The sequence below is a fragment of the Nocardia sp. NPDC004278 genome, from assembly GCF_053602975.1.
The window spans coordinates 365,019-385,414 of record NZ_JBSGEQ010000006.1 but is presented as its reverse complement, the minus strand read 5'-3'; the positions used below and the strand labels follow the sequence as shown (position 1 = coordinate 385,414).

Sequence of the window (20,396 nt, the reverse complement as noted above, 5' to 3'; positions counted from 1 at the left end):
CCTATCCCTTCCTCCCCCGCGGGGGGCCCCCCCGCGATAAACCCCCACACCCCGGCGGGGACACGGGCGCCTGTGGACTCGAGTCCACAGGCGCCCTTTCGCATGCGCCGAGTCTTGTTGCCGGTGACGGGAATCGGACACGGCGGCGGGTTCGAATGGCGTGCAGTGGGATGTTGCCTTATTGTGATCTTCGGCGTGGTGCGTGATCTTGGGATGTGGTCGCACCGTGCACGTCATATCAGTCGGTGAATCGCGTTCACCCGACGTGCACTGGACCGACATCTGCCGAGGTCAGCACGTTGGCGAACAATTGTCGGGGCTTGCTCCATGCGGGGCAATGCTTTTGAACTGGAGCAATATGCAGTTGAAGAAAGTTGCCGCGGCACTCGGTGCGTGCGCGGCCGTTGCATCCGGCCTGGTCCTTGGTAGCGGTTCGGTAACGGCCGATCCGGGCTGCCCGAGCCTCTATGTGGTGGCGGTTCCCGGCACCTGGGAGACCGGAAAGGATAAGACGCCGCAGCCCGGCATGTTGGCTGGCGTCACCAACGGTCTGCCCGGGTCGGTGGATGTCGACTACGTGACCTACGCCGCGACCGCATTCCCCTGGGAGGGCGATGTTTACGGCGCGTCGAAGAAGGAAGCGACCGACCGGGCCCGCGATCTGGCGACCGGGATGGCGCAGCGCTGCGGCGGCACCAAGATCGCGCTGGTCGGCTACAGCCAGGGTGCCGATGCCGCAGGTGATCTCGCGGCCGAGATCGGCACCGGCCTGAGTCCCATTCCGGCGGACCGGATCGCGGGCGTCGGCCTGATCTCCGATCCGCGCCGTTCGCCCACCGACATTCAGGTCGGTCCGATCGCGCAGGGCGCGGGAGCCGGTGGCCCTCGGGTCGGCGGCTTCGGCTGGCTCAGCGATCGCACCCGCACCATCTGCGCGGTCGACGATCTCTACTGCGCCACCGCCACCGACGATTTCGTGACCCGGTTCGCCGGATTCCTCGCGCAGTCCTCGGAGGCGAACCCGTCGAACATCTGGCGCTACCAGCTCGAGGCGGGCGCCATCATGAACGACCTGATGTCGAGCGGTGGCGTCCCGGCGCTGCAGTCGCAGCTGACCGATTCCGCGAACCAGCAGCGGGCCAAGGATCTGGAGCGGTTCTACAAGTCGCAGGCGCATACGCTCTACGGCAGCTACCCGGTGGGCGGCGGGCAGACCGCAATCTCCTGGATGCACAACTGGATTGCGGGCATGGCCTGATTTAGGCGATAGTTCCCGGACAAAAACGTGGGCCACCCCTTCCGAATGGAGGGGGTGGCCTGCGCTTTTGTCGGACGACCTGCGACTGGTCAGCCAGCCGAGCCGGTCGGTGGCAGGGCGGGCGGCTGCCAGGGCTGCCACGGGCCATCGTGCTGATCGTCGGGGCCACGGTGATGGTGGTGGTGAGCACGGCCGTCCCAATCGCCGCGCGGTCCGTCCCAGTCACCTCGATCCGGACCGTCGATATCGGTGCCCTGCAACGGAATCTGATCCGATACGTCCTGAACCGCTGGCACGGACGAATCGGCCGTGGCCGCGGATGCGGTGACCACGAGCGCGCTGAGCGGAATCGCGGCCAGCGCGCCTGCGATCGCAACGCGAGCGAAGCCACGCCTGAAGGAGGTCGATGTCTTGGGAAGCAAAACGGATTCCTTTCCTCGGACTGTGAGTCGCTGGCTGTTCCGAGCGACCCGGCAGTGGTCGCTACGTCGGCTCACCGGTCCCATACAAGGCCGCATGACTGGGATTCGGATGCGATGTGCCTGGCAGTCGGCTGTGAACACCCGAGTCTGTGAGACACCGTCAGGATTGCTGTGAAAGGTTGCGCGGCAACAGATCCCAGACGTGACCGTTTTCATTGATGGTGGCCGCGGTGCGGCGGCCGCTGCGGGAGAACAGGATTCGGGTGATCGAGCAGTAGTCGATCGGGAAGGTCAGCGGCCGTGCCAGGCCGAGCACATCCTGCAAGATCACGTTGATCACCCCGCCGTGTGCAAAGACGGCCACCGTATCGGCGGGATCGGTATGCGCGGCGATCGAGGTGACCGCTTCGCGCACCCGGGTGATGAACGCCGGTCCGTCGATCTGCTCGGGCAGATGCCCGGATTTGATCCGTTCGTAGACTGCCTGGAATTCGACCTTGGCGTCCTCGATCGGAATGTAGGCGGGCAGGTCCCGATCGTATTCCGCCAAGTCGTCGAGCACGTCCACCGCGAGCCCGAGCTTGGCCGCCGTCGGCTCCGCCGTCTCGCGCGCCCGCCGCTGCGGACTGCTCACGATCCGGCTGATCCGATGCTGACCCAGCGCCGCGGGCACCCGCTCGGCCTGCTCGACACCCACCGGCGCCAACCCAGGATCAGCGGGCCCGACCGCATTCGACAACCGCACCGGCTGAGCATGACGAACCAGAATCAACTGCACCCCGCCCACTCTGCCGTATGATGAGCGCTCATTCGCACTAGGGGGAATCAGCGACGTATGGGTGCCATACTCGAAGTCATGACCGTCGAACCGTTTCCGCAGTGGCTGCGCCCGCCGCCGGGCGGTTTTGTCGCCGAGGATCTGGACCGCCTGCCCGACCTGCCCCCGCATACCGAGTTGATCGACGGGAGTCTTGTCTTCGTGAGCCCGCAGGCGAAGTTTCACGTGGTCGTCATTACCTTGCTTGATATCGCCTTGCATCGTCTAGTGCCCACTGACTTGCGGGTCCGGCGGGAGATGATGGTGACGTTGGGGCGTGACCAACGTGTGGAGCCTGACATCGTCGTGGTTCATGCCGACCGCGATGGGGACTTCGAACTCACGACGTATCAGGCCGATGATGTTGTCGTCGTCGTGGAGGTTGTCTCCCCTGAATCGCGCACCCGCGATCGGGAACGCAAGCCTCAGCTGTACGCCCAGGCGGGCATCACACATTTTTGGCGTGTCGAGAATGTAGACAAGCGTCCGGTGGTCTATGTCTACGAACTCGATCCCGCCACAAAGACTTACGCGCTCACCGGCATTCATCACGACCAGCTGAAGTTGAGCGTTCCATTCGACATCGACATCGATCTGACCGATATCGACCGGTTGTAGATTCGCCGCTGATTACTTCCGGGGACTCGCCGTGCACTCAGGGGGCAGCTCGAAGAAGCTGAGGAATTGTTCGATGGTCGTGGGAGACCCGGTGATCTTGGTTTCGCCGGAGGCCAAGCTGTCGGCCAGCTGTCGGCCGTGGAAGGTGATGGCGATGAAGGCCGGGACGGTGGTGTGGATAGCGGTGGCACCGGTGCCGGTGGCGCCGCGGCCGATGGTGAACGCACCGTCGGAGATCACGGCGTGGAATTCATCGGTGCCGGAATCGGATCCGGTGAAGTACAGGTCGTAGTCGGCGTGTACACCTGCGGCCTGCTCGGGTTGGAAGAAGGTCCGCAGGGTGACCACCAGTGAATCGGTCGACATATCGGAGCAGTTGTAGATGTTGGGGGTGCGGGCGCCCCAGCGATTGAGCGCGACGATCACCTCATCGAGTTCGCGACCCCAATCGGTGAGGTCGTAGACGGCGGCGCTGACCGGTGGTGGCAGCTTGCGCTTGTGCACGACGCCGATCTGGACCAGTTCTTCGAGCCGCTGCGAGAGCACATTTGGGCTGATGCCGGGCAGTCCGGCGCGCAGATCGGTGAAGCGCTTGGGGCCCAGGAGTAGTTCGCGCACCACCAGTAGCGTCCATCGCTCGCCGACCAGGTCGAGCGCGCGGGCGGCACCGCAGGCGTCGTGGTAGCTGCGCTTCGCGCGATGCTCCGGGGTAACAGTCATGAACTACATGATATCAGCTGATACTTCAACTGAATTAATTAGTTGTCTTTTAGGACTAGCCGCTGATAGCGTGCCACGGTAACGATCTTCGGCTGGAAGGCGTATGTGGTGACGGAAGCAAAAGAACGACATAGACAGGCGGGGGACGCCGACTCCGGTCCGGACAGCAAGCGCTGGCTCGCCCTCTACGTGCTGTGTGGCGGCATGTTGATGATCGTGCTCGACGCGACGATCGTGAATGTCGCGCTCGCGGATATCCAGACCGATCTCGGCTTCACCGCCTCGGGTCTGGCCTGGGTGGTGAACGGATATCTGATCTCCTTCGGCGGCCTGCTCATGCTGGCCGGTCGTCTCGGTGACCTCATCGGCCGCCGCACCATGTTCCTGTCCGGCCTGGTCGTGTTCACCCTGGCCTCGGCGCTGTGCGGTGCGGCCGTGAACGAGGTGACCCTCATCGCGGCCCGATTCCTGCAGGGCATCGGCGGCGCCATGACCTCGGCGGTCATCCTCGGCATGATCTTCGCGATGTTTCCGGATCCGCGGGAGCAGGCCAAGGCGATCGGCCGCTACGCATTCGTCGCCTCGGCCGGTGGTGCCATCGGTCTGCTGCTCGGCGGTTTCCTCACCGCGCTGGACTGGCGGCTGATCTTCCTGGTCAATGTGCCGATCGGCATTACGGTCGGCCTCGGTGCGCTGAAGATCCTGGACAAGGACAAGGGCGCCGGACTGAAGAACGGCGCGGATGTGCCCGGCGCGGTGCTGATCACGGCGGCGCTGATGCTCGGTGTCTACACGATCGTCAAGCCGGCGGCCGAATTCGGCTGGACCGATCCGGTCACGCTGGGACTCGGTGCGGCCGCGCTGGCACTGCTGGCCGGATTCATCGCCAGGGAGGCGACGGCGACCACCCCGCTGATGCCGCTGAAGATCTTCCGCTCGCGGAATCTGTCCGGCGCCAACGTGATCCAGGTGCTGACCGTTGCGGGCATGTTCGGCATGTTCTTCATGGGCTCGCTGTACTTGAAGCAGGTCCTCGGCTACTCGCCGATCCAGCTCGGTACGGCCTTCTTCCCGGTCGCGGCGATCATGGGACTGCTCTCGGTGCGCTACTCCGAACATCTGGTGATGCGCTTCGGTGGCCGCAAGGTGCTGATTCCGGGTCTGACGCTGATTCTCATCGCGCTGCTCTGGCTGACCCAGGCGCCGGTGGATGGCAACTACTGGCTCAACATCTTCGGACCGATGGTGCTGTTCGGCACCGGGGCCGGTCTGGCGTTCCCGTCGCTGATGAACCTGGCGATGTCGGGTGTCGAGCCGCAGGAGGCCGGTCTGGCCTCGGGTCTGGCCAATACCACCATGCAGGTCGGTGGTGCGCTCGGCCTGGCGGTGCTCGCCACGCTGTCGGCGAGCAGGACCGAGCATCTGCTGACGGACGGTGTGGTACCGAATGAGGCGCTCACCAGCGGATTCCACCTGGCGTTCTGGATCGGCGCGGCACTGGTGGTGGCCGCGTTGGTGGCGGCGGTGGTCGTGCTGAAGTCGGTACCGGCGCAGCCGCACGGGCCGCAGGACGACCTCGACGAAGAAATGCTGCTCGAGGCCGAGGTCGCGTCCGAACGCACCGCCATCTAGCGTCGGCCGCAGCTACCGAAACGGCCCGGTTCGCGAATGCGAGCCGGGCCGTTTCGTATGGTTTCGCCTACTGCTGCTTCTTGCGCTGGGTCAGCAGGTAGATGCCGCCGACGATCAGGCCGATGACGACCAGGCAGCAGATGCCGCCGATGATCAGCGCGCTGCTGCTCTTCTTCTTTTTCTTGGCGGCGAACTCGACCGCCGAGGCCATGGTGTCCGAGTTGGTCCAGGTGTCCGCGCTCGCCCACACCTGCGGGTCCAGCAGAGCGGTATTGGTCAGCAGGTCAACGTACATATCCATCCCCATGGTTGAAGGTATCGGCCTCCTCCCGGGGCCGAATCACCAAGGTTAGCTGGCGATTACGGCAAAGGAAACTTTTCCATGCTGCAATCTTTCATAGTGAGATCCTCGGAGCCGGCGATACGCACCGATGAAATCCTCAGCGCGGCTTAACCAATGGGAACGGCAGCGTCTCGCGAATGCTGCGGCCGGTGATCAGCATGACGATGCGGTCCACGCCCATGCCCAGTCCGCCGGTCGGTGGCATCGCATGTTCGAGCGCCTGCAGGAAGTCCTCGTCGAGCTCCATCGCCTCCGGATCGCCATTGGCCGCCAGCATCGATTGTTCGGTGAGCCTGCGCCGCTGTTCGATCGGATCGGTGAGTTCGCTGTAGGCCGTACCCAATTCGACGCCCCAGGCAACCAGATCCCAGCGCTCGGTCACGCCCGCGATGCTGCGGTGCGCACGGGTCAGCGGGGAGACCGAGGTGGGGAAGTCGATGTAGAAAGTCGGCTCCTGCGTTTGGGATTCGACCAGATGCTCGTACATTTCCAGCACGACCTGTCCGGCGTCCCAGCCGTGCTGATAGGACACATGTGCCTTATCGCAGAGTTCGCGCAACTCCTCGAGCTTGGTCTGCGCCGTGATATCGGTGCCGAGCACCTCGGATACCGCGCCGTGCACGGTCTTCACCGGCCACTCACCGGAGATGTCCACGTGCTCGAAGGATCCGTCCGAATTGGGGCGCAGTGCCACCATCGCACCATTGGCCGCCAGCGCGGCGTTCTGAATGAGCTCGCGGGCCAGGTGCATCATGCGCTCGTAATCGGCATGCGCCTCATAGGCCTCGAGGCTGGTGAACTCCGGATTGTGGCTGAAGTCCACACCCTCGTTGCGGAAGTTGCGGCCGATCTCGAACACCTTCTCCATGCCGCCGACACACAGTCGCTTGAGGTACAGCTCGGGTGCGATGCGCAGATACAGATCCAGATCGTAGGCGTTGATATGGGTCTGGAACGGGGTCGCGTTGGCGCCGCCGTGCACCTTCTGCAGGATCGGGGTCTCCACCTCGAGATATCCCCAGGCATTCAACGAATCTCGCAGCGAGCGCACCACGGCGGTGCGTTTGGTCAGCACTTCGCGGACCTCGGGATTGATCGCCATATCGACGTAGCGCTGGCGCACCCTGGCCTCGGGATCGGATAGGCCCTTCCACTTGTCCGGCAGTGGGTGCAGGCATTTGCCGATCATCCGCCAGTCCGCGGCGAGCAGCGAGAGTTCGCCGCGGCGACTGTGGCCGATCTGGCCGCTGACCTCGATGAGGTCACCGAGATCGAAGAATTCGCCGAATTCGGCGCTGCGCTCGGCACCGACCCGATCGCGATCGATGACCAGCTGGATATCGTCGGTCCAGTCCCGCAGTACCGCGAAGATCACGCCGCCGTAGTCGCGGATGCGCAGGAGCCGACCGCAGACCCGGACCGTGGTGCCGCGCGGTGAACGGCGAGCCGCCGCAACGGCATGCGTCGGGGGATAGGCCACCGGATAGGCGTCGACACCCGCGGCCGCGAGCCGGTCCAGCTTGTCCATGCGCACCCGCACCTGCTCCGGCCGGCGTGGCAGCTGTTCCACACCAACGGTGTCCGGCAGATCCGGCGGACTGCCATCGGCGTGTAGTCCGATAACGCCCACGGGCACCGCGCTGTGCAGACCGGTATGGGTGATGGTTTCGGGTTCCTTGCCGAAACGCGGCAGGAAGCCCTCGGCGAGCGCACTGGCCATGGCGACCCGGGGTAGTTGCCTGCGCTCCTCGAACAGGAAGAACCGGGGCACCCAGTGCGGCTGGTACTTCACATTCGACCGATACAGCGCCTCCAGCTGCCACCAGCGCGAAAAGAACAGCAGCACACCGCGCCACAGGCGCAGCACCGGACCCGCGCCGATGCGTCCGCCCTCCTCGAAGACCGAGCGGAACACGGCGAAGTTCAGCGAGACCTTGGTGATGCCATGCTGTTCGGAGGTCAGCGCGAGCTGGGAGATCATCAGCTCCATCACGCCATTGGGGCCGTGCGGATCGCGGCGCATCAGCTCGAGTGATGCACCCGTGCGACCCCACGGGACCAGCGACAACATGCCGAGGACGCGCCCCTGAGGGTTGACCGCCTCCACCAATAGGCAGTCGCCGTCCAGCGGATCGCCCAGCCGCCCCAACGCCATTGAGAAGCCGCGCTCGGTTTCGGTATCGCGCCATGCATCCGCGCGCGCGATCACCTGCCGGAATTCCTCGGCCGGGATATCGCGATGGCGGCGGATCCGAACGGTGATCCCGTGCTTGCGCAATCGGTTCCCGGCCTGACGGACCTGCTTCATCTCCGGACCGGCCATCGAGAAGGTTCTGGTGTCGAGAATGGCCTCATCACCGAGGCGCAGCGCCGAGAGTCCGGCGCGCCGGTACGCCGTCGCACCGAGTTCGCTCGCGCCCATCACCGCGGGCGCCCAGCCGAACTGGTCGGCCAGCTGCAGCCAGGCGTCGATCGCCTGCGGCCAAGCCTCGCGGATGCCGATCGGATCACCGCTGGCAAGGCAGACTCCGAGTTCGACACGGTAGGTGAGCGCCGCCTTGCCGCTGGGTGCGAACACCACCGCCTTATCGCGCCGAGTCGCGAAGTAGCCCAGCGAATCCTCGACATCGGAGCGCTCCAGCAGCCCGCGGATCGCCGATTCGTCGGTGCCGGTCATCGCATTGCCCGCCCGTTGCGAGCGCAGCAGGATGACCACCGCGGCCAACAGCGCGATGGCGCCGAAGAGGCCGAGCAGGAAGTTGACGAACGGACGCGGGTGGCCGTCGAAGTGTTCGTTGTCCACCAGCACCGCGGCGGTCACCCGATAGACCGACCACAGCGGCCGCTGCACGCCCTGCGGCAGCGAGCCGGGGAACAGTTCGACCAGACCCCAGCCGAGCAGACAGCCGATCGCGAGGCCACCGGCCAGTACGCCGAGCGCCTTCCAGCCCGCACCGCGGCGCACCTTGGTATAGAACTCGCGCCAGGACGCGAGCAGCACGCCGATCACGGCGATCTGCACCACCGCGGCCACCAGCGAGTTCGTATTGCCCTCGTCGGCGAACTCCAACACGTTCGCCAGGGCGTAGAGCGCGATATAGCCGAGCAGCAACCACCAGGCGATCCGCTTGCGGCTGGCCGTCGCCCCGGCGAGTAGGCCGACCACCAGCGCCCACACCAGGCTGGTGTCCGGTGCGTCGAAGTAGTACAGGTCGATATAGCGACGCGGCACATGCGTCAGATAGCGCAGTCCGGGCGAGAGGCTCCACAGGAAGCAGAGCACGGCGAACACACCGAGCATCAGACCCGCGATATGCGGGACCTCGCGCAGCCGTCCATGTCCGCGATGCGGAACCGGTGGTGCCGGTCTGCCCGAGGGCGGTTCGGTGTCGATGCGTTGCCCGGCGTGCGTGATTGTCACAGGACCAGTGTGTACGGTGCCGCAGTAGTGGTGCTCGAAGACCCGGGCATGTCGGTTATCGGCGTTTCATTCATGCGTGTCCTTTGTCGGGGCGGGGGTTGGCGTTTCGCTGGACACCCGCACGGAGTAAGGATGTATTCCATGTCCGAAGCAGTCGATGTGCCGATCGATGACGACGTCATTCGACTCGGCCAGTTCCTCAAGCTGGCCAATCTGATCGATTCCGGATCGGAGGCCAAGACCGTGATAGCCGCGGGGCTGGTCCGGGTGAACGAGGAGGTGGAACTACGTCGCGGACGGCAGCTGCATGTCGGCGACATTGTGGCCATCGCCGGTCACAAGGCCAGGGTCGCGGCGATCTAGGTCAACCCTCGGCGCGGACCACGATGCCGTCGTGGTCGCTATAGAGCATATCCCCGGGGATGAAAGTGACGCTGCCGAATTCGATCGGAATATCGCGGTCGCCGGAGCCGATCTGGGTGCTCTTGCGCGGGTTGGTGCCCAGTGCCTTGATGCCGATATCGAGCGTGCGCAGAACCGCTGAATCCCGCACCGCGCCGTTGACGATGACACCGGACCAGCCGTTGGCGACCCCGCGTCCCGCGATGATGTCGCCGACCAGTGCGGTGTGCACGCTCGCGCCGCCGTCCACCACGAGCACGCCGCCATTGCCTGGTTCACTCAACGTTTGCTTGACCAGCAGGTTGTCCTGGAAGCAGCTGATGGTGGTGATGCGCCCGGAGAACGCCGCGCGCCCGCCGAACTGGATGAACTGCGTGTCGCAGCTGCGGATTTCTGGGCCGATCTCGTCGGCGAGATCCGCGGTGGCAACGATGTTCTGCGATTCGGTCACGGGTGTCAGCTTAGAGTTCGGGCCGCAGTCGACTCCGAACGGACCATTCGGTCTGTCCGGGCGGCTGCTGGCTGACCTTTTCGAGCGTCCCGCAAGCAGTCCGCTAGCGGTGCCCGTAATGCATCTGGTACTTGATCCGCTCGGTTTCGCGCATCTTGTTGTGGTTGATCCACTCCTGATCGATGCCGTGTTGGGCCAGCCGGAACCGACGCCAGACGTAACTCAGCGACACCGTGAACACGACCAGCGGCACGATCATCATGATGATCATGCCGATCTTCAACCCCATCGGGCCGGGGAACAGCAACCACAGCGCGAAGAACGGGATGAACGGTACGAGGAAGCGGACGAGATAGCGCTCCATGGCCCCGTGCCCGACGAGGTCGTGGATGACCCACTCGTGCAGCTCCTCGGGGAGCTCGCGGCCGAGATCGTAGGCGATCCGTTGGCCTAATGTGGGGCGTTTCATATGCCCAGATGTGGGGCGGTTCATATGCCAAGGCTATGCCTGTGATATACGCCACCGCTACAGATTGATGGTAGGTCAGCGAAAAGTGACCACCGGGTTCGGCGAATATCCGGCAAGGGCGAAATCAGGCGCGACCGTGACGGCGTTCGTAGGCCAGACGCTCGGATTCCGCGCGCTTGCGCGAGGCGAAATCGGCCAGCGCCGGATCGAGGCCATGCTTGACCAGACGCGACCTGCGATAGACGTACATCAATGCCGCGGTGAAATAGATCAGCGGCAGGTACAGCAGCGCCATCATCGCGAAGCCCATCCACAGCGGCCCTGGTACCAGCAGAAATAGGCTCAGTACCGGAATCATCGGAATGAGGAACCGCATCAGATAACGCCGCGCCGCGCCTGGTCCGGTCAGATCCTCGAGCACCCACGCCGACATCGACTCCGGCAGCGTGCGCCCGCAGATATAGCCGATGCGCTGCGGCAGCGTCGGTGTCGTGCGTTCCGCCATGGTGCTAAGCATCCTCCGCCCGGGTGCACCCGGACAAGTTCGCCCACCCGCCGTCTGGACCCCCGGCAAATGCCTGCAGCGGTCGGTCAGCCTTGCCTGCTGGTGTGGAATTCGGCGATCTGGGTGGTCAGGTTGTGCGTGGAGTGCTTGACCGCGATCTTCACGAACGGCTCGATGGTCTTGCCGAGCACCTTTCCGGCGATACCGCCGGGCACCCGATAGTCGACGATCGCGTCGACGGTGCACAGATCGGGGCCCTTGTCGTGGAACAGGAAGGTCGACTCGATCTCGAAGCCCTTGATCGACTTCACCGCGATCGCGAAATTCTCCTCCCAGCGCACCACCTCGAGCCGCGAATGCAGCGAGGCGGGACCGAGTTTGATGACGCCGTCGAAGGTCGCGCCGACACCCTCCACCTGCTCGGTGCGCGGGGTGAAGTCGTGGACCTCGGTGATGAAACGCGACAGATTCCGGTAGTCGTTGACATACGCGAATGCGGTTTCGGCCGACGCCACACAGTCCTCGACGATCTTCACTTCGGTCATGGCCCAACTGTAACGGGTTGCTATCTGTGCGGCCGCACGTGCTTGCATTTGCAAGCGTCAGGCGGTGACCGCCAGCGTCGCCGCCAGACCGAATGCCACCGACATAACCACAACCTCGATGACCGCCCGCCGCAGCGAGGATTCGGCCAGCATCCGGTGGTTGGTCGCGAGCGGCACCCAGGTGCGCCGCCACCACCAGCCCAGCACCAGCAAACCGACCAGCACAAGGGTTTTCGCGAGCAGAATGCGGCCATAGCCGGTCGTCACGAACGGGGTGATCCCGCCGACGCGCACCAGTCCGTTCACAATGCCGGTCACCGCGACGATGCCGACCAGCGGCAATGCCACCGCCGAATACCGGGGCAGCGTCACTGCCCATTCACCGCGGGTACGCACCACCAGCGTGAGCGCGACCAGCAGCCCGAACCAGGCCGCCGCAGCCAGCGCATGCACCGCGGCGAGCACCGAACCGAAGGGTTGCTGCGACATATGTCCGGTGATCGGCCGCAGCGCCAGCGCCACCGCGGCGAACACCAGCACCAGATCGGCCGATGCGGTCTCGGGTCGTCGGAACGCCAGCGCCGCGTAGCAGGCGACCGCACCGCTGCCGATCAGCACCGCGATGCCGACCTGACCGCCGCTGATCTCGACCAGGAAGTTGCCGAACTGGGCGGCGGTGAGCTTGCCGACCGGCACGCCGACGACCGCGGCCGCCTCGAAGACCAGCACCGCGAATTCGGTGACGCACCAGATCCCGGCCAGTATCGCGAGCATTCGCCACGGCGGCCGCAGCCGATCGTGCAGCCTGGGTAGCGCGGCCAGCCCGAGCACGGTCGCACCGGCACAATCCGCGAGCACCCGGACGATGCTCGCGCTTTGGGCGGGAGCCGGGGTGGCCAGGATCAGGGCGAGTGCCACCCCGAGTATCCCGGCCGGGACGACCAGCAGTAACGCTTGCGCGTGCCCGCCGGTCGTGCCCTGTGCCTTGTTCACCCGTCTGCTCTTCTCACCGCTGCGGTTTCCGGCCCCTACCGCCGAACAGGGCGAACGCGAGACCACCGCCGAACAGGATGACGGCGCCGACAATGAAGACCCACAACGGAATTCCGTCGGAGTCGCCCTTATCGCCGGAACCGTTCTGGCTATTGGCCTTCGGTCCGGGCGTGCCACTGCCCGCCTTGGTGAGGGTGAAGGTCAGCTCGCCCTTGACCGGATGTCCGTCGGCCGAGGTGACCCGGTACCCGATCTTGTAGACGCCGGTCGGGCCGAGTTCGCCGACCGCGACGCTGACGGTGGGGCCATCCACCGTCGGGTCGCCCTTGGACCACAGGTTGCCGTCCGGGCCGACCACGGTCAGTGCCGGAAAGCTCGTCTGCAGCGGTTCGTTGAACGTGATGCTCACCCGCTCCGGACCGGTTTCGACACTCGCCCCATCGGCGGGCATGCTGCTGACCGGGGCCGAATGTGCCGCGGCCGTTCCGGCGGCGAGCGCGCCGGCGCCCACGAGGAGCAGACCGGCGACGAATCCGGCGATCAGACGGCGCGTGGCCTTGGTCGCGATGCCGCTCATGCCCGGCGTCCGCGAATCACATTGCCGAGACCGAGCGCGACGCCGAGCAGGCCGAGGGCGAGGCCGATGCCGCCCAGCCAGCGCGCGGTGTTGTCGGTGTCGTTCGACTTCTCGGTGGCGGCTTCGCTGTCGACGTGGTGGCCATCATGGCCCTCGCCGCCCTTGGCTGCGGCGAGGGTGAGCGTCGGCGCCGGGTGCTCGGGTTCGGAGCCGTCGGCACCCATCGGCTGATCCCATTTCACGACCTTGCCGTCGCTGTAGGTCTGGGTGGCCGGGAAGCTGAGCGTGTCCTGGGACGGCAGTGGGCCGACCGAGAGTACGAAGCGCTGGAACTGACCGGGGCCGACGCCGGGGGCGCCGGGATCGGCGGTCCAGGTGACCGAGGTGGCCTCGGCCTTGTCATTGCGGCCGACCTTGGAAGTCCAGCCGGGGATGGGTTCGGTGCGTGCGCTCTTGAGGTTGGGCAGGGTGACGGTCAGCGCGGTGGTGTTCGCGGTCTCCGATTCGGTCGGGACCTTGAAGGTGACCACCGAATACTGGCCCTGGGTGGCGCCCGGTGCGTCGGCGGTGACGTGTGCGGAGGCGGTACCGCCAGCGAGGAGAACCAGGCCGGCTGCGGTTGCGGCCGTGCAGGCGCGCGAGATCTGCGTGCGCATGGGTGAAGTGCTTTCTGTCCGAAGGGGTTTGGGTGTGGCGGGTCAGGCCGACACCGGTGGCGCGCGCGGACCGAACGCGCCCTTCGGTGGAAAGCGGTAGTGCCCGAGACCGGGATTCGGCCAGCGGATCGGGCCGGTGATCTCGGGCGGTGACCCGGCGGTCGACACCGCCCGAATGACGCTGGATGCCAAGGCATAGAGGCGCTCGGCCAACAGGATCAGCGCGACACAGCCGAGTGTCGCGATCAGGTGCGCCACCAGCATCCAGCCGGTGGGCAGAGAGGACCGAGCGAGATCTGTCGAGCTCGGATCGTGGGTATGGGAGTGGTCGATCAGTCCGGATAACACCGCATGTCCGGCGAGCTGGCCGAGCACGAGCGGACCGAGTACCGCGCCAGGGGCCGCAGCTGCACCGCTGTCGCGCCGCAATGACCTCGCACCGTAGGCCGCGGCCCAACCCGTCAGCGCCGAAACAACCAGCAGCAGTGCCGCCTCGGCCGAATCCGGAAATCCGCCGCCCGCGACACCGTGTGCCGCGATGGCGAGCGCCCCGACCGTGCCGCCGACCAGGCAGCCGCGCAGGCTGCCGGTGGACGGACCGGGACGCATCGCTGGCTCAGCTGACGCCGAGGCGCGCCAGCACGTCGGCCTCGATACCGGACAGCTCGTTCGAGATCGACGCGTGCACGGCGCGGCGGCGCGGCGCGGGCATCTGCTCGGCGGTTTGAATCGCGGCGGTCAGATTGCCGAGCCGGTCCTGGGTGGCCGCGACGAACTTCTGGGTCTCGCCCTTGTTCGCCTTGTCGCCGGGCTGTGCGCCGATCTTGTCAAGGGCGGCTTCGGTATTGGTGATCCTGGCCTGCAGGCGACCGCCGTGGCCGCTGAAATCACCGAGCTGTTCGACGCCGATGCCGAGCTGATGCGCCCGCCGGGTATCGATCTGGCCGCGGATGAAGGTCGCGGCGCGGTAGGCCAGCGGCGCGAGTACGGGCACGAGCACCCGGGCGACACCGAGGTATTTGCGGACCTGGCTCGCACTGAACGGATCCCGTTCGGCCTTGGCCGCCACCTTGAGTGCGGCCTTCTCCTCCGCCTGCAGGGTGGCGATCTGGGCCTTGGCGACCTTGCTTTGGGTGCGCGCCTCCGCGCGCCGGGCCTTGCGGTCGTTCCTGGCGCCGAGTCTTGCCTCCATGGCGGCCTTGTGCTTGAGGGCTTTCGCCTCTGCCCTGCGGCTCGGCCGCCGCTTGCGCTTCGTGAACAAACCCATCGAAGGCCCTCCGTCATGCTGGTTCACTGTGTCATTTTGCCGGGCCTACGGCACGGCGTGTTCGCGGCCCCCATATGTTTCGGGTCCGAGCCGTCGAGACTCGCGACTCGGTCGCATGCGCTTCGACGACTCGGACCCGAGACGGGCCGCGAACTCCTCGCTCGTAGGACTGGCTCCGAGCGTGCTCGAGTCGGCGTCGAATCGTTTGTCGGTCGATGCTTGTCTACCAGAGAAGCCGTCTGCGCACCGTCATGTCATGCGGCTCGCGGAGTTGTCAGGGGTCTGGACCATACTGCGTATGTGTATTCGGGCATCGGTGACCGCGACGGTCGCAATCACGAAGGCGGAGCCGACGAGCGGCAGGCCGAGGTGAGTGCGGTGCCGACACCCGCGGTGCCGACCGCATTTGTCGATGCCAGGGCATTGATCGGCTGCCGTCACCGACTGCATTTGAACGCGGCCCACCCCGAACTGCTGACCGAGGTGAGCGAGGATCCCGGGGTCCGCCAGCGCCGCGAGGCCGCGATGGCGCACCGCACGCGGGTCCGCGAGGCGCTGATCGCCGCCGATCCGGACAACTGGGTGGTGATCGATCCGACACTGCGCGCGGGCGAGCGGGCCGCGGCCACCATGCGCGCGTGTGCCGAAGGCGCACAACACATCTGGGGCGGATTGTTGCCGCAGGAACCGGATACCGGGCGTCGAGGCGGTTCGGAGATCCTGCTGCGCGATCTCGATCGCGGCGGCTATATCCCGGTGATCGTGGTCAACCACAAGGTGACCGACCCGCGTCAGCCCGAACCGGCCGACTTCCACCCGACCACCTCGGATCCGTATCACTGGGATCCGCAACCCGATCCCAGTCGCAAACTGCGCCAGCAGCCCCGCGACCAACAGCGCCTCGTGCATCTGTACCGCATGCTGCAGCGGCACGGTCTGGCCAGTCCGGCACTGGTCGGCGGCGTGATCGGCTACCACTTCGACCGCATCCTGGTGCATGATCTCGGCGCGCTGCTCGACGATTACGACCGGCGCTACGCCGATCGCATCGCGGTGGTGCGCGGGGAATTGCCGACCGTTCCCTCCAAGGTGCCCGAATGCCGCCAATGCCCGTGGTGGACGCGCGGGGCGCCCGCTGATGAGGCGCAGGTCGCTGGGCGCAGCTGCGAGGGCTGGCTGACCGAACATCGGGACGTCAGCCTGGTCGCGCCCGGCTCGCGCGCCGATGTGCTGCGCGGGCACGGGGTCGAAACCATCGACGATCTGGCCGCCTGGGTCGGTGACGATCCGGACGACTGGCAGCACGGCCCGTTCGACGAGGCGGTCGTCACCGCGCGGGCCTGGCTCGCTGGTGCGCCGCTGGTGCGCCGGGCCGAGCGGGTCTGGGTGCGCCGAGCCGATGTCGAGGTGGACGTCGATCTGGAGAGCTTCCAGGAGTACGGCGCCTACCTGTGGGGCACGCTGCTCGACGGCGTGTACCGCCCGTTCGTCACCTGGGATCCGCTGCCGACCGAGGACGAGGGGCGGTCCTTCGGCGAATTCTGGACCTGGCTGATGACCGTGCGCGCCGAGGCCATTGCGGCCGGGAAAACCTTTGCCGCCTACTGCTATTCGCGCACCGCCGAAGACAAATGGCTCTACGAATCGGCGCGCCGGTTCGCTGGTCGGCCGGGGGTGCCGACGGTTGATCAGGTGCGCGCGTTCGTCGATGGACCGCAGTGGGTGGATATGTTCCAGGCCGTCACCGACCAGTTCATCTGCCCGAATGGCAAGGGGCTCAAGAAGATCGCGCCGGTGGCCGGATTCTCCTGGCGCGATCCCGAGGCGGGCGGCGAGGCGTCGATGAGCTGGTATCGGCTGGCCGTCGGCTACGAGGGCGAACCCGACCTGAGCCAGCGCACCCGGCTGCTCGAATACAACGAGGACGATGTCCGCGCCACCATGGTGCTGCGCGAATGGATGAAGCCGCGCCAGCCGGGGCCGCACAGCGCCGATCGCGAGGTTCCTGGCCTGGCCGATTTCAAAAGTCGTACTATCGCGACGTGACTGAGCACGTCGAACAACTCGAGTTTCAGGCAGAAACCCATCAGCTGCTCGAGCTGATGATCCATTCGGTCTACTCCAATAAGGACACGTTCCTGCGGGAGCTCATCTCGAACTCCTCCGACGCGCTGGACAAGCTGCGGCTGGAGTCCTTCCGCGATAAGGATCTGCACGTCGACACCTCCGATCTGCACATCGAGCTGGAGGTCGACAAGGACAACCGGATCCTGACGGTCCGGGATAACGGCATCGGCATGTCCCGCGCCGAGGTGGTCGATCTCATCGGCACACTGGCCAAATCCGGTACCGCCGAGCTGCGCAAAAAGCTGAACGAGGCCAAGTCCGAGGCGGCCGCCGAGGAGCTGATCGGCCAGTTCGGCATCGGCTTCTACTCGACCTTCATGGTCGCCGACAAGGTCACCTTGACCACCCGCAAGGCGGGCGAGACCGAGGGCACCCGCTGGGAGTCCGAGGGCCAGTCGACCTACACCATCGAAACCATCGATGACGGTCCACCGGGCACCTCGGTATCGCTGCACCTCAAGCCTGCCGACGAGGAAGATCATCTCTTCGACTACACGCTGGAGTGGAAGCTCCGCGAAATCGTCAAGAAGTACTCCGACTTCATCGCCTGGCCGATCCGCATGCAGGTGGAGCGGACCGTCACCGAGGGTGAGGGCGAGGAGAAGACCGAGAAGACGATTCTCGAGGAGCAGACCCTCAACTCCATGAAGGCGCTGTGGACCCGCCCCAAGAGCGAGGTCAGCGACGAGGAGTACAAGGAGTTCTACAAGCACGTCAGCCACGGCTGGGACGATCCGCTGGAGATCATCCCGATGAAGGCCGAGGGCACCTTCGAATATCAGGCGCTGCTGTTCATTCCGTCACACGCACCGTTCGATCTGTTCACCCGCGAGCACAAGCGCGGTGTGCAGCTCTACGTCAAGCGGGTGTTCATCATGGACAACTGCGAGGAGCTGATGCCGGAGTATCTGCGCTTCGTCAAGGGTGTAGTGGATGCGCAGGACCTGTCGCTCAATGTGTCCCGGGAAATCCTGCAGCAGGACCGGCAGATCCAGATGATCCGCAAGCGTCTGGTGAAGAAGGTGCTGTCCACGGTCAAGGATCTGCAGGGTGCCGAGGATCAGGAGAAGTACCAGACGTTCTGGAAGGAGTTCGGCCGCGTCCTCAAGGAGGGGCTGCTCTCGGACTTCGACAATCGCGAGACGCTGCTGCAGGTTTCGTCGTTCGCCTCGACCAATTCCGACGAGGAGTTGACGACGCTCGCGCAGTACGTCGAGCGCATGAAGGACGGCCAGGACGCCATCTACTACATGACCGGCGAGACCCGTCAGCAGATCGAAAGCTCCCCGCATATGGAGGCTTTCAAGGCCAAGGGCCGCGAGGTGCTGATTCTGACCGATCCGGTCGACGAGATGTGGGTCGGCTCGGTGACCGAATTCGACGGCAAGCCGTTCCAGTCCATCGCCAAGGGCGAGGTCGATCTGGAGACCGAGGAGGAGAAGAAGGCCACCGAGTCGCTGCGCGAACAGCAGGACAAGGACTTCGCCGAGGTGCTCACCTGGCTCGGCAAGACGCTGGACACTGTCAAGGAGGTGCGCCTGACCAACCGGCTCACCACCTCGCCCGCCTGCCTCGTCGGTGATGTCTTCGACTTCACCCCGATGCTGGAGCGCATGTACCGCGCGTCCGGGCAGCTGGTGCCCGAGACCAAGCGGATCCTCGAGCTCAACCCGACTCATCCGCTGGTCACCGGTCTGCGCGACGCCTACGACACGCGCAAGCAGGACGCCGACGCGGGTAAGGTCCCCGAGCTCACCGAAACCGCCGAATTGCTCTATGGCACAGCGGTTCTGGCCGAGGGCGGGGAGCTGAAGGATCCGGCCCGATTCGCACAGATCCTCACCGAGCGGCTCACCCGCACGCTCTGAGTAGTTTCATCGCTGCCGCACTGGCCGCCTCACACCTTGTGTGAGGCGGCCATTTGCTTATGCGACAGCTTCTGCTGGGGTGGCAGTGCCGATGCGATTGCCAAGGGCTAGCTGATTTTCGGATCAGCACCTCCTGCCGTATCTATAAGGGCACCCGAAACTCAACCATTGGAGCGCCAAACTTATTGTGCGCATTGCGATTTCGATTACAACGGTTTGCCGCGGGCGCGGTCGCGGGGGTAGAGTCGGTGCCAGCGAAGGGGAGTAGCCCGCAATTGCGCTGTCGACATACTGGTCCGTCACCTCATGAGGGCGTGGATCCGGCAGCGTGAACCGGCGTAGATCCGGTGGGCGAGACCTTCGGCCGAGACAACCATTTCGTTGTCGGCCGGAGGCGTACCCGATCTCCTGGCCGACAGGCCGGAGACCCGGGAGTACACACCACATGATCGCCACGATCCTGCTGAGCGTCGGAATAGTCTTTCTCGCCGAGTTGGGTGATAAGTCCCAGCTCATGGCGTTGACGTTCGCGCTGCGCTACCGCTGGTGGGTGGTGCTCGGCGCCATCGCGACCGCGACCGCGACGGTGCATCTGATCTCCGTCGGCGTCGGCTATTTCCTCGGTGCCGCATTGCCGACCCGCGCCATCGCACTGGTGGCCGCCATCACCTTCCTGGCCGTCGGCCTGTGGACCCTGCGCGAGCATTTCGGCGGCGATGACGCCCACGACGCCGACCCGAAGCCGCCGCGCACGAATACCGCCCCGTACTTCGTGGTGCTCTCCGCATTCCTGCTCGCCGAACTCGGCGACCGAACCATGTTCGCCACCGCCGCACTGGCCACCGACAACAGCTGGATCGGTGTCTGGATCGGCTCCACCATCGGCATGGTGGCCGCCGACGCCCTTGCCATCGCCGTCGGCATCCTGGTCGGCAAACACCTTCCGGAACATGTCATCGGCATCGGCTCCGGCCTGCTGTTCCTTTACTTCGGTACCGCGAGCCTGCTCGCCGCGGCCATCCCCGGCATCGGCGTGCTCACCGGCGGCGCATTCGCCATCCTTGCCCCGGCCGCCGCAGGTGCTGCCCTGCTGATCCGAGCACGGCTTGCACGCCGCACCGAACTTGTTCCGGACCGGCCAGCGGCCGAGCCCGCCGAGGAGATGCACTGACCGATCGTCCCCGTCTGCTGCCGCCCGGCCGCACGGTGCCGCACCCGTATTTGCTCCACCGGTAGCCGTCGAGTCGCAAGTGCCGATGCACTGCGGTCCGGCTGCCGCTGCTGGTCTCGACGTCGCGGTGTCGG

21 protein-coding genes are annotated in these 20,396 nt (G+C 65.6%); 7 read left to right on the top strand and 14 right to left on the bottom strand.

Annotated features, from left to right (window positions below; translation table 11 throughout):
• The first annotated feature begins 358 nt into the window (after nucleotides 1-358).
• On the top strand, nucleotides 359-1,258 hold the full coding sequence (locus tag ACWEO2_RS12740) for a cutinase family protein (protein ID WP_452405419.1): 900 nt from the start codon (nucleotides 359-361) through the stop codon (nucleotides 1,256-1,258).
• Between the two features lie 89 nt (nucleotides 1,259-1,347).
• On the opposite strand, the gene ACWEO2_RS12735 is transcribed toward ACWEO2_RS12740, so the two are convergent.
• Both ACWEO2_RS12735 and ACWEO2_RS12730 read right to left on the bottom strand, forming a co-directional pair.
• Complete coding sequence (locus tag ACWEO2_RS12735; RefSeq protein ID WP_452405418.1) at nucleotides 1,348-1,680, bottom strand: hypothetical protein; 333 nt, start codon at nucleotides 1,678-1,680, stop codon at nucleotides 1,348-1,350.
• A 160-nt stretch (nucleotides 1,681-1,840) separates the two neighbouring features.
• Nucleotides 1,841-2,458: a histidine phosphatase family protein gene (locus ACWEO2_RS12730; protein ID WP_452405417.1), complete on the bottom strand. Its 618-nt coding sequence runs from the start codon at nucleotides 2,456-2,458 to the stop codon at nucleotides 1,841-1,843.
• Between the two features lie 78 nt (nucleotides 2,459-2,536).
• Between ACWEO2_RS12730 and ACWEO2_RS12725 the strand changes: the two genes are divergently transcribed.
• Complete coding sequence (locus tag ACWEO2_RS12725) at nucleotides 2,537-3,115, top strand: Uma2 family endonuclease (protein ID WP_452405416.1); 579 nt, start codon at nucleotides 2,537-2,539, stop codon at nucleotides 3,113-3,115.
• A 12-nt stretch (nucleotides 3,116-3,127) separates the two neighbouring features.
• On the opposite strand, the gene ACWEO2_RS12720 is transcribed toward ACWEO2_RS12725, so the two are convergent.
• Nucleotides 3,128-3,835, bottom strand: a complete 708-nt coding sequence (locus ACWEO2_RS12720) for a winged helix-turn-helix transcriptional regulator (RefSeq protein ID WP_452405415.1) — start codon at nucleotides 3,833-3,835, stop codon at nucleotides 3,128-3,130.
• A 108-nt stretch (nucleotides 3,836-3,943) separates the two neighbouring features.
• Between ACWEO2_RS12720 and ACWEO2_RS12715 the strand changes: the two genes are divergently transcribed.
• The gene (locus ACWEO2_RS12715) at nucleotides 3,944-5,467 is read left to right on the top strand and encodes an MFS transporter (RefSeq protein WP_452405414.1); all 1,524 of its coding nucleotides are present in this window, start codon (nucleotides 3,944-3,946) and stop codon (nucleotides 5,465-5,467) included.
• Nucleotides 5,468-5,534: 67 nt separating this feature from the next.
• On the opposite strand, the gene ACWEO2_RS12710 is transcribed toward ACWEO2_RS12715, so the two are convergent.
• Nucleotides 5,535-5,762 (bottom strand): hypothetical protein, encoded by a 228-nt coding sequence (locus ACWEO2_RS12710; RefSeq protein ID WP_452405413.1) that lies wholly within the window; start codon nucleotides 5,760-5,762, stop codon nucleotides 5,535-5,537.
• A 145-nt stretch (nucleotides 5,763-5,907) separates the two neighbouring features.
• On the bottom strand, nucleotides 5,908-9,231 hold the full coding sequence (lysX, locus tag ACWEO2_RS12705; RefSeq protein ID WP_452405412.1) for a bifunctional lysylphosphatidylglycerol synthetase/lysine--tRNA ligase LysX: 3,324 nt from the start codon (nucleotides 9,229-9,231) through the stop codon (nucleotides 5,908-5,910).
• A gap of 141 nt (nucleotides 9,232-9,372) precedes the next feature.
• On the opposite strand from lysX, the gene ACWEO2_RS12700 reads away from it, so the two are divergent.
• Nucleotides 9,373-9,594, top strand: a complete 222-nt coding sequence (locus tag ACWEO2_RS12700; RefSeq protein ID WP_354958631.1) for an RNA-binding S4 domain-containing protein — start codon at nucleotides 9,373-9,375, stop codon at nucleotides 9,592-9,594.
• A gap of 1 nt (nucleotide 9,595) precedes the next feature.
• Here the strand turns inward: ACWEO2_RS12700 and rraA are convergent, their stop codons facing one another.
• The 9 genes from rraA to ACWEO2_RS12655 form a co-directional block, all read right to left on the bottom strand.
• Nucleotides 9,596-10,084 (bottom strand): ribonuclease E activity regulator RraA, encoded by a 489-nt coding sequence (rraA, locus tag ACWEO2_RS12695; RefSeq protein ID WP_355180343.1) that lies wholly within the window; start codon nucleotides 10,082-10,084, stop codon nucleotides 9,596-9,598.
• Nucleotides 10,085-10,187: 103 nt separating this feature from the next.
• On the bottom strand, nucleotides 10,188-10,577 hold the full coding sequence (locus ACWEO2_RS12690) for a DUF5313 family protein (protein WP_355180341.1): 390 nt from the start codon (nucleotides 10,575-10,577) through the stop codon (nucleotides 10,188-10,190).
• Nucleotides 10,578-10,677: 100 nt separating this feature from the next.
• Entirely contained in the window at nucleotides 10,678-11,058 is a 381-nt protein-coding gene (locus ACWEO2_RS12685; protein WP_354958634.1) for a DUF5313 family protein, read from the bottom strand.
• Between the two features lie 86 nt (nucleotides 11,059-11,144).
• On the bottom strand, nucleotides 11,145-11,603 hold the full coding sequence (locus tag ACWEO2_RS12680; protein ID WP_452405411.1) for an SRPBCC family protein: 459 nt from the start codon (nucleotides 11,601-11,603) through the stop codon (nucleotides 11,145-11,147).
• Nucleotides 11,604-11,660: 57 nt separating this feature from the next.
• Nucleotides 11,661-12,596, bottom strand: coding sequence for a CopD family protein (locus ACWEO2_RS12675; RefSeq protein ID WP_452405410.1), 936 nt, complete (start codon nucleotides 12,594-12,596; stop codon nucleotides 11,661-11,663).
• Nucleotides 12,597-12,609: 13 nt separating this feature from the next.
• Nucleotides 12,610-13,173, bottom strand: a complete 564-nt coding sequence (locus tag ACWEO2_RS12670) for a copper resistance CopC family protein (RefSeq protein WP_452405409.1) — start codon at nucleotides 13,171-13,173, stop codon at nucleotides 12,610-12,612.
• On the bottom strand, nucleotides 13,170-13,829 hold the full coding sequence (locus ACWEO2_RS12665) for a YcnI family copper-binding membrane protein (protein WP_452405408.1): 660 nt from the start codon (nucleotides 13,827-13,829) through the stop codon (nucleotides 13,170-13,172). Before ACWEO2_RS12665 ends, ACWEO2_RS12670 begins: the two co-directional genes overlap by 4 nt.
• 42 nt (nucleotides 13,830-13,871) lie before the next feature.
• Nucleotides 13,872-14,438, bottom strand: coding sequence for a hypothetical protein (locus tag ACWEO2_RS12660; protein WP_452405407.1), 567 nt, complete (start codon nucleotides 14,436-14,438; stop codon nucleotides 13,872-13,874).
• 7 nt (nucleotides 14,439-14,445) lie between these two features.
• Nucleotides 14,446-15,096, bottom strand: a complete 651-nt coding sequence (locus ACWEO2_RS12655) for a DUF6474 family protein (RefSeq protein ID WP_452405406.1) — start codon at nucleotides 15,094-15,096, stop codon at nucleotides 14,446-14,448.
• Between the two features lie 369 nt (nucleotides 15,097-15,465).
• On the opposite strand from ACWEO2_RS12655, the gene ACWEO2_RS12650 reads away from it, so the two are divergent.
• The 3 genes from ACWEO2_RS12650 (at nucleotide 15,466) to ACWEO2_RS12640 (ending at nucleotide 20,262) form a co-directional block, all read left to right on the top strand.
• Nucleotides 15,466-17,142 (top strand): TM0106 family RecB-like putative nuclease, encoded by a 1,677-nt coding sequence (locus tag ACWEO2_RS12650; protein WP_452405442.1) that lies wholly within the window; start codon nucleotides 15,466-15,468, stop codon nucleotides 17,140-17,142.
• Nucleotides 17,139-19,091: a molecular chaperone HtpG gene (gene htpG / locus ACWEO2_RS12645; RefSeq protein WP_452405405.1), complete on the top strand. Its 1,953-nt coding sequence runs from the start codon at nucleotides 17,139-17,141 to the stop codon at nucleotides 19,089-19,091. Before ACWEO2_RS12650 ends, htpG begins: the two co-directional genes overlap by 4 nt.
• A gap of 445 nt (nucleotides 19,092-19,536) precedes the next feature.
• Complete coding sequence (locus tag ACWEO2_RS12640) at nucleotides 19,537-20,262, top strand: TMEM165/GDT1 family protein (RefSeq protein WP_452405404.1); 726 nt, start codon at nucleotides 19,537-19,539, stop codon at nucleotides 20,260-20,262.
• Nucleotides 20,263-20,396: the final 134 nt, after the last annotated feature.